This is a genomic window from Flavobacterium profundi (genome assembly GCF_006491645.1).
GTDB lineage: Bacteria > Bacteroidota > Bacteroidia > Flavobacteriales > Flavobacteriaceae > Flavobacterium > Flavobacterium profundi.
The window spans coordinates 70,129-83,529 of record NZ_VDCZ01000009.1; the positions used below are offsets into that span (position 1 = coordinate 70,129).

A 13,401-nucleotide genomic window follows, 5' to 3' on the forward strand; every position below is an offset into this window, starting at 1 on the left:
TTGATTATGAAAAGAATAAGTTTTATAAAAATAGGATCTCTTGCGCTACTTTCAATGGTTGCAATTACTACTTCATGTGAAGATGATTTCTTAGATAAACAGCCCTTAGGTGTTGCAGCTGAAGGTGATTTAGGTGCAGGAGGATTTGAAGAAACAGCTTTTGGGCTATACGGTAAATTAAGAACAGAAGGAGGTATTACTGATTTCTCAAAAGTATGGTTCCAAAGTATACGCTCAGATGATGCAGCAAAAGGGAGTACAGTTACAGATGCAGCTTCTTTGGGAAATATGTTCGATTCTTTTAATTATGATGCAGCAGAAAGTTGGATTACCAAAGGAAATTGGCAAGGACATTATCGACTTATTTATGCTTGTAATGATTTGATTGCAGCAATTGAAGAATCAGGTTTAACTGATGAAGGAACCATGATTAATAAAGCGGAAGCAACTGTTATTCGTGCATTTGCCTACTTTGATTTAAGAAGAGATTTTGGTGAAGTACCTATAATTTTGCACAAAGTTGTTAATCCTTCAGATGAAATTGCACCAAAAGCAACGATAGCAGAAATTGATGCTCAAATTGTAGCAGATTTAACGTTTGCAAAACAATATTTACCCATGACTTGGGCAAACTATCCGGGTAGAGCAACCAAAGGTTTTGCACAAACATTATTAGGAAAATTATATTTATACCAACAAAATTGGGCAATGGCTGCCAATGAATTAGCTGAAGTGATGTCCTATGGTTATAGCTTGTACCCCGAGTTTAATACGCTTTTCTTACAAGAAGGGGATAACTCAAGTGAATCTGTTTTTGAAGTTCAATTTTTACGTTTAGCGGGTGTTAACTATTCTAATAATTATTGGGAAACACAAGGTGTTAGAGGTTCTGGATCATGGGATTTAGGTTGGGGTTTTAATGTACCAACGCAAAATTTAGTGGATGCTTTTGAAACAGGAGATCCAAGAAGAGAGGCTACTATTTTATATTCAGGCCAAACGGATGGTTATGGCTTAACAGTACCAGCAAGTCCACCATTAGCGCAACCTTATTGGAATAAAAAAGCCTATACTTTGCCTAGTGAAAGAACGGAGTACTCAGAAAACAAAAACCATTGGGCAAACATAAAGGTATTGCGTTATGCAGACGTATTACTGATGTATGCAGAAGCACTCAATGAACAAGGACAATCTTCTGCTGCCGTGGATTATATTAATCAAGTTAGAGCAAGAGCTAGAAATGGAAATGCCTCTGTTTTGCCAGATATTGTAGCAACGGATCAAGCTACTGTAAGAACTGCAATCAAGCAAGAAAGAAGAGTAGAGTTTGCAATGGAAGGAGAACGCTTCTATGATTTAGTACGTTGGGGAGATGCGATTTCCGTTTTAGGGCCTTTAGGCTATCAAGCAAGAAATGCGTGGTATCCAATCCCGCAATTCGCTATTGACCAATCAGGAGGAGTTTTGGTTCAAAATCCAAATTATTAATCGGAATTACAATTAAAAAATAAATTTTTAAACGTATGAAAAATAGTTTCAAAAATAATAGTAAAATAAGCTTGTTGCTTATGTATACTCTTTTATTAATTGGGTGTCAAAACATGGATGAACCCGCATTGGGAGATTATCCAAAAGATGAAAATCCTGCTGGAGGACCTTTAAAATTCTATGTACCTTTTAATTTTGATAATGAGAGTAATCTTTTTAATGCTGTAGATGTTATTAGAGCTAAATTTCCAACGGAAAATGGCTTCAATCAAGTTGACGGTGTAAATGGAAAGGCTTTTCACGGTGTTGCAGATGCAAAAATTCAATATGCAAAACCAAATGATTGGGCATCAACAGTAAGTAGTTTTACTGTGGCTTTTTGGGAAAAACATGATGGACAAACGATGAATGGATCAAATCCAGGTGCCGAACATATATTCAGTATTCCTTCTACAAACGGACATTGGTCTAGTTCAACTATGTTTTTAATTTTTGATCAATATTCTGGTTCTTCTACAGCTGCTGCAGTTAAATTTGTTATGATCGATGCCGATATGAGCGATACTTGGATGACTTGGGAAGGAGCTAATTCTATAGAAGGATTACTCGATAATCAATGGCATCATTTTGCTTTTTGCTACGATGCAAACACTTCTACTATGACTTTATTTATTGATGGTCAAGCATATGGTACTAAAACTTGGGGAACTCACGGTGGTTTAACTCTTGATAATTCTAAAGTATCTTCTTTTAGAATTGGTAACGGACCTCAATCTCAAAACTCGACGGGAGACAATTGGTTATATTCTAATTGGAAAGGTGCTTTGGATCAGTTCCGATTATATAATATCGCTTTGTCAGCCTCAGAAGTACAAGAACTTTATACTACTAATCAATAAAAAATACAGCAACCAGACTATAAGAAATAGTCTGGTTGTTTTTAATATCATGAAATTATTACCTCTTATATTTATTTTTACTTTATTCTCATCAGTAAGTTGTACCGATAATTCTACTACTACAACTGAAACGGAACATCCAACGTATACAGATGAAGAATTAATGACTCAAGTACAACAAGATGCATTCAAATATTTTTGGGATTGGGCTAACCCCAATTCTAAATTAGCACGTGAACGATATTTGGTTGAAAATCCAAGTTTTGAAGCCAATATTGTTACTACAGGTGGTTCAGGTTTTGGTTTAATGACAATTTTAGTAGGTGTAGAGAGAGGTTTTGTTTCTCGTGCAGAAGCTGTTTCTAGACTAACTACTGCATTACATTTTCTAGAAACTGCAGATAGATTTCATGGTGCTTGGCCGCATTGGATTAATGGAACAACAGGAGAAGTAATTCCTTTTGGAACAGTAGATAATGGAGGCGATTTAGTTGAAACTGCCTTTTTATGCCAAGGATTGCTGACTGTGAGAGAATATTTTAAAAATGGTGATGCTTCAGAGCAAGCATTAGCTCAAAAAGCAGATGAATTGTGGAAAGGTGTAGAATGGAATTGGTATACCAAAGGTGAAAATGTACTGTATTGGCATTGGTCACCTAATTATGAATGGCAACTCAATCATAAGATTCAAGGATATGATGAATGTTTAATTACGTATATTATGGCTGCTGCGTCACCTACTCATCCAATTACTCCAGAAGTGTATCAACAAGGCTGGGCTAGAAATGGAGCAATAGTAAGCGCTGCGTCTAAGTATGATTTTCCATTGGTATTGAATCATAACGGTGCTCCAGGAAATGTAGGACCAATGTTTTGGGCACATTATTCTTATTTAGGTTTAGATCCAAGAGGGTTAACAGATCAGTATGCAAATTATTGGGATTTAACTAAAAATCATACCGAAATTATGTACAGCTATTGTGTGATTAATCCACAAGGCTGGACCGGTTACAATGAAAAATGTTGGGGTTTAACCGCTAGTTATACTAGAAATTCGGATGGGTCAACAGGTTATGCAGCTCATCAACCCAATAACGATAAAGGTGTCATTTCTCCTACTGCAGCATTGTCTTCGTTTCCTTATAAACCAGATGCTGCAATGCATTTTCTGCGCTTTTTATATGAAGAAAAGAAAAATCAATATGTTGGTTTTGCAGGTCCATATGATGCTTTTTCTCCAAAATTTAACTGGGTAACCCAAAGATATTTAGCTATCGATCAAGGAACAATAGCTCCTATGATTGAAAATCATAGAACTGGACTTTTATGGAATTTATTCATGCAAGCTCCTGAAATACAAAATGGATTACAAAACTTAGGATTTTCATCCACTCAACACGGCTTCTAATGAAAAAAATGATGTATATAGTATGTTTTGTTTTTTGCCAATTCCTTTTGGCACAAACCACACATAAAACTTTTAAAACTAGTGTTCAATTGAAATATGAATATCAATACGCGTTACACAAACCTCAAGGTGATGCAAAAAAACCTTTGCTCATTTTTTTACATGGTTCAGGTGAAAAAGGGACAGATGTAGAATTGGTAAAAGTACACGGACCTTTTAAATACCTTAAAACACACGAATTGGATGCTTATGTTTTAGCACCACAATGCCCAAAAGAGGTGTACTGGGAATCAGAATCTTTGTACCAATTAATTCAAGACGTTATCAAGCAAAATAAAAATATTGATACCAATCGAATCTATCTAACGGGATTAAGTATGGGAGCTTGGGGCGCATGGAATTTAGCCTTTGCACATCCAGAAATGTTTGCTGCATTAGTTCCTATAGCAGGTTTTGTAGATCGTGTACCAATGCTTGAAAATTGTAAAATAAAAGATATTCCAACGCGCATTTTTCATGGTTTAGTGGATGATGTGGTAGATGTGCGCTATTCTATTGATATCTATAAAAAATTGAAAAATTGTAGTACAGATATCGAATTAACCATTTTTGATGATGCCAATCATGATAGTTGGACAAGAGTTTATGATAATGATGCCATTTACAAATGGATGTTCCAACAAAAAAAGCCCAATTAATACTATAAATACGAATTAAAAAATGAAGTTAAAATACTTTATACCTATCCTAACTTTAAGTTTGTTTTTGAGTTGTTCTCAGAAACAAGTTACGAATACAAAGAAAGAGAATACTAGAGAAAAATTTATTGCAGAATTGTTAGCAAAAATGACTCTAGAAGAAAAAATAGGACAATTAAATTTACCAAGTGCTGGTGATTTTACAACAGGTCAAGCTACTAATTCAGACATTGGTAAAAAGATTGAAGAGGGTTTAGTCGGCGGATTATTTAATATCAAATCGGTTGCTAAAATTAAAGATGTACAACGTGTGGCAGTTGAAAAAAGCCGTTTAAAAATTCCTTTGCTTTTTGGAATGGATGTTATACATGGCTATGAAACTACTTTTCCTATTCCATTAGGTACTTCTTGCACATGGAATATGGAACTAACTCAAAAAATGGCTCAAACCGCTGCAAAAGAAGCGAGCGCTGATGGAATCTGCTGGACTTTTTCGCCTATGGTTGATTTATCTAGAGACCCAAGATGGGGTAGAGTTGCAGAAGGTGGAGGTGAAGACCCTTATTTAGGTGGGGCAATAGCTAAAGCTATGGTAAAAGGGTATCAAGGGGAAGATCTATCTGATCCGTATACAATTTTATCTTGTGTAAAGCACTTCGCATTATATGGTGCTTCAGAAGCAGGAAGAGATTATAATACGGTAGATATGAGTCGTACGAGTATGTATAATTATTATTTCAAACCGTATCAAGCTGCAATTGAAGCAGGAGTAGGTTCAGTAATGGCTTCATTTAATGAAATTGATGGTGTTCCTGCAACGGGTAATAAATGGTTAATGACTGAAGTTTTACGTAATCAATGGAATTTTAAAGGCTTTGTTGTTACTGATTATACAGGTGTTAATGAAATGATTGATCATGGAATGGGTGATTTAACTACTGTCTCTGCATTAGCTATAAACGCTGGTATTGACATGGATATGGTAGGAGAAGGGTTTTTAAAAACCCTTAAAAAATCTGTGGAAGAGGGTAAAGTCAGTATCTCCCAATTAGACGCAGCTGTAAAACGTATTCTCGAAGCCAAGTACGATTTAGGATTGTTTGAAAATCCATATAAATATTGTGATGAAGATAGAGCGAAGACAGAGATTTTTACCAAAGAACATAGAGCATTTGCACAACAAGTTGCTACAGAATCTTTTGTATTATTAAAAAATGAAAATCAAGTGTTGCCTTTACAAGCCAATCAAAAAGTAGCTCTAGTAGGTCCTCTAGCTGATGCCAAAGAAAACATGCCAGGAACCTGGAGTGTGGCTACCAAATTTGAAAATGCAATTGCTTTAAAAACAAGTCTTTCAGAAAAATTAGGAACTAATTTGTTATATGCAAAAGGATGTAATTTAGATTATGATTTAGAATTTGAAAAAAGAGTAGGTGTCTTTGGAAAAGCAATTCAACGTGACGGTCGTTCTGATCAAGAATTGCATCAAGAAGCAATGGATGCAGCTAAAAAAGCAGATGTAGTAGTATTTGCTATTGGTGAAGCTGCTGAAATGAGTGGGGAATGTAGTAGTCGTTCTGATATTACAATTCCAAAAGCACAGAAAGATTTGTTAGAAAAATTAAGCACTTTAAATAAACCCATTGTTCTCGTATTGTTTACAGGAAGACCTTTAGCTATTACTGAGGAATCTGATATAGCAAACGCGATTTTGAATGTATGGTTTCCTGGTACGGAAGCAGGACCAGCTATAACAGAAGTTTTGTACGGAGAGGTTAATCCTTCTGGGAAATTATCCATGACTTTTCCGAGAAATTTAGGGCAAGTACCGATCTATTACAATCATAAAAATACAGGAAGACCTTTAAGCCCAGAAAAAACGATAAAAGGGGAATTTGAAAAGTTTAAATCGAATTATTTGGACGTTGCGAATACCCCTTTATATCCTTTCGGTTTTGGGCTTAGCTACACCACTTTTGATTATTCTTCAGTAAAGATTTCAAATGCTAAGTTAACTAAAGGAGGTACTATTAATGCTAGTGTAAAAGTTGCGAACACAGGTAAGTATGATGGAAAAGAAGTTGTACAATTATATATTAGAGATGTAGTTGGTTCTACAACTCGACCAGTAAAAGAATTAAAAGGATTCCAAAAAGTATTTCTTAAAAAAGGGGAAACAAAAAACATAACCTTTACAATTACAGAAGAAGACTTAAAATTTTATGATTTTGATTTGAATTTTGTAGCAGAACCAGGGCAATTTGAAGTTTTTATTGGGACCAATTCAGACACCCAAAATAAGATGTTATTTGAGTTAGTTAATTAACTGTTTTTATTTTTCTTATGCCCTCAAAAGAATCTTTTGAGGGTATTTTTTAATTTTATATCATGACAAACAAATTCTACAACGCAATACTTTTCTTAGTATTTGTAACCTATGGTTTTTCACAACAAAAAACCTTTTGTAACCCTATAAATATTGATTATGGATATACACCTATACCTAATTTATATGCTCAAGGAAAGCATAGAGCTACTGCAGATCCAGTAATTGTAAATTTTAAAGGAAAATACTTTTTATTTTCCACTAATCAATGGGGTTATTGGTGGAGTACCGATATGCTACAATGGAATTTTGTTTCTCGAAAATTTTTAAAAGCAGATGCCAAAGTGTATGACGAATTATGTGCTCCAGCAGCTTTTGTAATGAAAGACGAAATGTATTTAATAGGTTCCACTCATAAACCTTATTTTTCTTTGTTTAAAACTAAAGACGGTACTACAGATGACTGGGAAGTAGCAGTAGAAGATTTTAAAGTAGGTGCTTGGGATCCTGGGTTTTTATATGATGAAGAGCAAGATAAGTTGTATTTGTATTGGGGTTCAAGTAATGAGTTTCCTATTTTGGGAACAGAAATCAATACGAAAACATTGCAATCTGAAGGATTTGTAAAACCGATGATATCTTTACATCCTGAAGATCATGGTTGGGAGCGTTTTGGGGAATATAACGACAATACTTTTTTACAACCTTTTATGGAAGGTGCTTGGATGACAAAACATAATGGGAAATATTATTTACAATATGGAGCTCCAGCTACCGAGTTTAGCGGATATGCTGATGGTGTTTTTACGAGTAAAGATCCTTTAGATGCTTTTGCTTATCAATCACATAATCCGTTTTCTTATAAACCAGGTGGTTTTGCACGAGGTGCGGGTCATGGTGCTACCTATCAAGATAATTTTGGAAATTGGTGGCATATTTCAACACTAATTTTGGGACAAAAAAATAATTTTGAACGACGTATTGGAATTTGGCCTTCAGGTTTTGACCAAGACGATGTGCTGTATTGCAATACCGCTTATGGAGACTACCCTACATTCTTACCAGAATTTGCACAGGGAAAAGACTTTACCAAAGGATTATTTCGTGGTTGGATGTTGCTAAACTACAATAAACCTGTACAAGTTTCTTCAACTTTGGGTGGCTACCAACCTAATTTTGCAGTTGATGAAGATATGAAAACTTATTGGAGTGCTACAACTGGAGATAAAGGAGAATGGTTTCAAACCGATTTAGGTGAAATAGCAACCATAAATGCTATTCAGATTAATTATGCAGATCAAGATGCCACATTTACAGGTAAAAGTTTAGGTGTTTTTCATCAATACAAAATTTATGGCTCTTTAGATGGAAAGAAATGGAAAGTAATTGTTGATAAAAGCAATAATACAACCGATGTTCCTCATGATTATGTAGAATTGGTACAACCTACAACAGCACGCTACCTTAAATTAGAAAACATAAAAATGCCTACCGGAAAATTTGCGTTAAGTGGTTTTCGAGTTTTTGGTAAAGGAAATGGAGTTGCTCCTAAAAAAGTAGAAAACTTTATGGTACTTCGAGCAGATAAGAATAAATTTGGAGAAAGAAGAAGTTCGTGGATTCGTTGGCAACAAAATGAGGGAGCTGATGGTTATGTTATTTATTTTGGTAAAAGTCCAGATAAATTATATGGAAGTATTATGGTTTATGGAAAAAACGATTATTTCTTTACAGGAATGGATCGAACAGACACCTATTATTTCCAAATTGAAGCCTTCAATGTGAATGGAATAAGTGAAAGGACAGAAACAATAAAAGTAGAATAAATGAAATTTTTTGTAACGCTTTTTGTAACACTAGTAAGCCATTTTATCATGGCACAAACAGAAATGAATGTAATGAGTTATAACATTCGTTTGGGTTCAGCTAAAGATGGAGCAAATAATTGGGAAACCAGAAAAGAGAAACTAGTCGCTTTATTAGACTATTATGAAGCAGATTTTATTGGTTTGCAAGAAGTTCAAAAATTTCAATTGGATTATATAACTACTCATTTGACTAATTATAAAGTTATTGGTTTACCAAGAGAAGAAGGAGAATTTGCTGAATATTCCTGTATTTTATACCATGAAAAACGCTATACAGTGGAAGAGCAGCATACGCTTTGGTTGTCCGAAACTCCAGAAAAAATGTCTAAAGGTTGGGACGCAGCTTGTCATCGAATAGTAACTTATGGAAGATTTAAAGATAAAAAAGACAAAAAACAATATTGGATAGCCAATACGCATTTGGATCATCAAGGTTTAGAAGCGAGAGAAAAATCAGCTGAATTGTTAGTAAAACTTGCAAATGAATTGAACCATCAACAAGCAATTCCTTTTGTTTTAACTGGAGATTTTAATGCGGCTCCAGAAGAAAAAACAATTACTCTTTTGAAAGCCAACTTATGGGATACATACGAAAAGGCAATTAAAAAACCGTATGGACCAAAAGGAACTTGGAATGCGTTTCATTTTCAAGAAAAGATTACCAATAGAATCGATTATATTTTCTATTCGAAAGTAAATGACTTGCAAGTCCAAAAAATTGCAATTATAGATGATTTTTATGATTTTAAGTACCCAAGTGATCATTTACCTGTTTTGGTTACTTTTAAAAAAGAAAAATCCTGATTACATAAGCGTAATCAGGATTTTTTTTAATTCCAAAGGGTGCCATCTAAACCTAAGACAGTTCCTATCCAAAGAAAGAAAAGGAGAATCAAAGCACTACTTAAGAATAAAAGTAAATTCAAAAATTTTGATTTTGTTTTCTTCGTATTTATAAAATAAAAACAAACACCACCAATTGAAGTGATAAAAGGCGTAATAATTAAAGGTTTGATGAACCAAAAATTGCCCCATGCTGGATTTGGATTGGGTACCGTAAATACTAACATGGAAATTAATACTAAAGCTAAAACAGGTCCAGCAATTGCAAATTGTATAGCATTGGAAAAATGTAGCCTATTCATATTCTTACATTTTAATTGTTATTCCAATCAATCTTTCTAGAAAAATACATTACGGCTCCTAAAATTAAGAATAATCCAATACTTCCTACTAATAAGGCATAGTTTTCTAATTGTATAATCACAAAAATAAAGCTATATAAAACGGTTAAGGATGCTGCGATAAATAAAGGAAATTTTTTCTCTTTTAAAACCGAAATAGAGTAGAGTAAAAGCATGATTATAACGGCACTAGCTGCTATAGTATACGCTATTGTAAAGCTGGAGTGTTCTGTTATTGATATTAATAGCGTATAAAACATAATTAAAGCTAAACCAATCATCGTATACTGAAAAATATGAATGCTTTTTTTACTAATGGTTTGTATTAAAAAAAAGATTAAAAAGGTAAGTCCAATCACTAAGAAACCATATTTTGAAGCACGTTCGTTTTGTTGGTATTGATCAACGGTTTCAATCAATTTAACGCCATAAGAATAATTGTTTAAATCTGGGATTTTCGTATCATATTGTTGTGAAAAAGGACGATTAATATGTAAAATCTTCCAATCGGCATGAAAGTTTTTGGAAGTAATTTGCTTTGTGGTATCATTGGCAGCAAAACTACCTATAAAACTCGGTGAATCCCAATTAGCGTTGATACTTGTAGTAGTCGTTTTCCCAACAGGCACAAATTGAATGTTATCACTACCATTATATTTCATGTCAAAATTAAAAGCAATCATTTGATTGGGGACATATGTAAAAGTTTCGGTTTCCAATGTACCAAAGTAGTTGTCTTCATCGGGTTTCGATTCCAAGCTGAACTTCTTTTTATTTAGCGTAATTTTTAAATCACTTTTTATGCTTTTCAAATTGGTGGTTTTTATTAAAACAGTTGCTTTATCCCAAAGCACATCTTCTGTTTTAATATTTAATTTATCAAGCGCTGCATTTTCAAAATTTCCGTTGAACTGCATATTGGCTTTAAATACAATTGGATTATAAATTCCTCTTTTAATGTCATCTACTTTAGTAACTTCCGTTTTATTTTCTAAAGTGTTCGGAAAGAAATAAGCATATTGGATAGAGGCACTTTTTTGAATGATGGTTTCCCGACTTTTTTCATCAACAATAGCTGTTTCGGAATAGGTTTTGTATGGAATTTTTAATATTGGTCCATAAAAATGAATGTTTTCACCCCAAGTTTCGGTCACTTCTTGCGTGACATCATTTTTACGTTCAGAGCGTTCTCTAATTAAGTTTTGTACTAAATTAAGAGGAATTAATAAAAAAAGGGTTAGCATACCTACCATAATCATTTTAGCTGTATTGCTTTGTAAAAAGGAAGGTTTTGGAGCGTTGCTAGGTTTGTGTAATTCGATTGGGTTTTCCATAAGATAAGATTTTAATTGTTTTAAAAATGAATATTGAAATTGATAGAAACTAAATACATATAGAACAAGGTAATAGGTATATTAAGTAGCATAAATAAAATATTTCCTAATTGAAATAAAATGCGTTGTCTGCAGATTGTGAGATTATAGATGAGTTTGAAGAATACAATCGCATTTAAAAATAAAGCTGTAATTACATAGAGAAAGCCAATAAAAAAGATCACATCAACATTTGTTATTTTGTAAAGCAATAAGATTATAGTTCCAATTATAAATGAAATTAGAGCGACTATTCTTGCTAGCTTACCATCTTTAACTGTTATTTCTAAAGTCTCTTCCATACATTTAAATGGTATTAAGTACGACATAAGCATATAAGAATGCTATGGGAATATTAGATAACAAAATCAGAATTCTTATAGTAAGATCTTCTACATTCGTTTCTTTAGAGAACAGGTATACCAAATAAAAAAAAGTAAGGGTATTAATTAGTATTGCTATTAATAAGTAGATATATCCAATAACCAGAATTGGAAAATAATTTGGGAAAATAAAATGTGTAACAAATAGAATAGTTCCAAAACCAAATGAGACAATAGCTAATTGTGTCGAAAAAGGTAAATCTTTGAATTGATAATTAGTTTCCATAAAATTGATTTTTAATTTGATAGGTGAGGTAAATAAAACTGCCATATAAAACTGAAAAAAGGACCGCTTCAGTTGATAGTAACGATTGAAAAGCATCTATTACCAATTGGAAAGGATGGGTTAAAATAGTCCAACTATTAAATCGAAGGAAACGACCTAAATAAATACCAAAACCACATAATATGCTGATTATAGGGATGCTAGTTTGAATGAACTTCGAACAATGAAATAGTAAGTAGTAATTTTTAAATTCTTGGATGGCCAATAAACCAAATAAAAAGCCTAAGCTCGCAAACGAAAACAACAAAATTAGATCGAACCAAAATAATTCAGGATTGCCTTTTGGTAAATGAACAAAATCGGTTACTATGTAAAAGGAATTGGGTAAAAATAACAGCCAACAGACAAATAACAATAGTCTTATTTTTCCATTTTCGAAAAGTTGAATCTTTTGTTTTGCAACTTGTAAAAGTAAATAGGGAATGGCAGCTAAAAAGAGATTCCATACCAAGAAAAAATAGAAAATAGATTGTGTTATTTTAACACGGAAAAGTAACAAAAGAGCACAATAAAAGCTCAAAATAAGTAAGACACTATTCGTTTTTTTGTTGGATAAATACAGGTTGATTATCGCTTGCATAGTATTAAATATTAAAGGTTTGTTGAATGTTTATGACAGGAATAGTTAGCATTTTATAAAAATCTAGATAATAGAATTGATGTGCTTTTTTGCCTCTTTTGTAACTAGAATAAAAGCTTTTATAGGCTTTTGGATAAAATAAAATTCCTGTCAGTATTACAATAAAAACAAACGGACTTCTTTTTCCGTTTCCTAATAAATAGAATTGCAAATCCACTTCTTCTTTTACAGTAGTACCAATTTTTGTTAGTACATGAAACACATCATGTTCTTCCAAACTATCTTGTACTTCATAATGATTGGTTTTTAAAAAAGTGCCCAATTCATATCCTAAACTATCCGCTTCAAAACATAAGAGTTGGTCCACATTTAAACCCCAAGGTTGCGTATTTTTAAAAAAATACTCGTAAGGAACTTTAATGGTTTTGTATAAAAATTCGATTATTTTATCTTTCATCTGGTGAGATTTTATTTTTAGCGGTCACATATGTTATCCCTTTTTTTATTCGTGTGGGCATTTGTAATCTTATTATTTGTTGTGATTTCATAATAATAATTAAAAGTACTTTGTATTTCAAAGTTAGTAGATAAAAAAATAGCTTTAACTTTTGGATATTAATTTTTCGAGTGCTTCAATATGTTCTTGGAACGCTTTTTTTCCCTCTTTGGTAGCAATGTATTTGGTGTTTGGTTTTCTACCAATAAATTGTTTTTCAACCGTAATATAATTTTCACTTTCTAAAGCTTTGGCATGACTGGCTAAGTTACCATCGGTAACACCTAGCAATTCTTTTAGAGTAGAAAAATCAGCATTTTCATTTACCATTAAAACCGACATGATTCCCAAACGAATTCGGTGATCAAAGGCTTTATTAATATTTTGAATAATGTTTTTCACAATAATTGAT

General features: G+C 33.0%; 14 protein-coding genes. 7 read left to right on the forward strand and 7 right to left on the reverse strand.

Translation table 11 applies throughout. The annotated features are described in order from the left end of the window. The first annotated feature begins 6 nt into the window (after positions 1 to 6). From FHG05_RS12080 to FHG05_RS12110, 7 genes are all read left to right on the forward strand, one after another. Complete coding sequence (locus FHG05_RS12080) at positions 7 to 1,488, forward strand: RagB/SusD family nutrient uptake outer membrane protein (RefSeq protein ID WP_140998283.1); 1,482 nt, start codon at positions 7 to 9, stop codon at positions 1,486 to 1,488. A 35-nt stretch (positions 1,489 to 1,523) separates the two neighbouring features. Continuing rightward, positions 1,524 to 2,387, forward strand: a complete 864-nt coding sequence (locus FHG05_RS12085) for a LamG domain-containing protein (protein ID WP_140998284.1) — start codon at positions 1,524 to 1,526, stop codon at positions 2,385 to 2,387. 49 nt (positions 2,388 to 2,436) lie between these two features. Continuing rightward, a complete protein-coding gene (locus tag FHG05_RS12090; RefSeq protein WP_140998285.1) occupies positions 2,437 to 3,795 on the forward strand; it encodes a glucoamylase family protein in 1,359 nt (452 codons plus the stop codon). A gap of 8 nt (positions 3,796 to 3,803) precedes the next feature. Continuing rightward, positions 3,804 to 4,493, forward strand: coding sequence for a carboxylesterase family protein (locus FHG05_RS12095; protein WP_232338088.1), 690 nt, complete (start codon positions 3,804 to 3,806; stop codon positions 4,491 to 4,493). Between the two features lie 22 nt (positions 4,494 to 4,515). Continuing rightward, on the forward strand, positions 4,516 to 6,819 hold the full coding sequence (bglX, locus tag FHG05_RS12100; RefSeq protein ID WP_140998287.1) for a beta-glucosidase BglX: 2,304 nt from the start codon (positions 4,516 to 4,518) through the stop codon (positions 6,817 to 6,819). A 62-nt stretch (positions 6,820 to 6,881) separates the two neighbouring features. Next, positions 6,882 to 8,645 carry a discoidin domain-containing protein gene (locus tag FHG05_RS12105; protein ID WP_140998288.1) on the forward strand — a complete coding sequence of 588 codons (1,764 nt, stop codon included), beginning with the start codon at positions 6,882 to 6,884 and terminating at the stop codon, positions 8,643 to 8,645. Then, on the forward strand, positions 8,646 to 9,491 hold the full coding sequence (locus FHG05_RS12110; RefSeq protein ID WP_140998289.1) for an endonuclease/exonuclease/phosphatase family protein: 846 nt from the start codon (positions 8,646 to 8,648) through the stop codon (positions 9,489 to 9,491). 26 nt (positions 9,492 to 9,517) lie between these two features. On the opposite strand, the gene FHG05_RS12115 is transcribed toward FHG05_RS12110, so the two are convergent. The 7 genes from FHG05_RS12115 to FHG05_RS12145 all read right to left on the reverse strand — a co-directional run bounded on the left by FHG05_RS12115 (position 9,518) and on the right by FHG05_RS12145 (position 13,391). Further along, a complete protein-coding gene (locus FHG05_RS12115) occupies positions 9,518 to 9,832 on the reverse strand; it encodes a hypothetical protein (RefSeq protein ID WP_140998290.1) in 315 nt (104 codons plus the stop codon). Between the two features lie 11 nt (positions 9,833 to 9,843). Further along, the gene (gene creD, locus FHG05_RS12120) at positions 9,844 to 11,205 is read right to left on the reverse strand and encodes a cell envelope integrity protein CreD (protein WP_140998291.1); all 1,362 of its coding nucleotides are present in this window, start codon (positions 11,203 to 11,205) and stop codon (positions 9,844 to 9,846) included. Positions 11,206 to 11,225: 20 nt separating this feature from the next. After that, a complete protein-coding gene (locus tag FHG05_RS12125; protein ID WP_140998292.1) occupies positions 11,226 to 11,546 on the reverse strand; it encodes a hypothetical protein in 321 nt (106 codons plus the stop codon). 4 nt (positions 11,547 to 11,550) lie between these two features. Then, entirely contained in the window at positions 11,551 to 11,853 is a 303-nt protein-coding gene (locus FHG05_RS12130) for a hypothetical protein (RefSeq protein WP_140998293.1), read from the reverse strand. After that, positions 11,843 to 12,493 (reverse strand): DUF1361 domain-containing protein, encoded by a 651-nt coding sequence (locus FHG05_RS12135; protein ID WP_140998294.1) that lies wholly within the window; start codon positions 12,491 to 12,493, stop codon positions 11,843 to 11,845. Before FHG05_RS12135 ends, FHG05_RS12130 begins: the two co-directional genes overlap by 11 nt. 4 nt (positions 12,494 to 12,497) lie before the next feature. Then, complete coding sequence (locus FHG05_RS12140; RefSeq protein ID WP_140998295.1) at positions 12,498 to 12,950, reverse strand: hypothetical protein; 453 nt, start codon at positions 12,948 to 12,950, stop codon at positions 12,498 to 12,500. 144 nt (positions 12,951 to 13,094) lie between these two features. Next, a complete protein-coding gene (locus FHG05_RS12145; RefSeq protein ID WP_140998296.1) occupies positions 13,095 to 13,391 on the reverse strand; it encodes a winged helix-turn-helix domain-containing protein in 297 nt (98 codons plus the stop codon). Positions 13,392 to 13,401 lie beyond the last annotated feature (10 nt).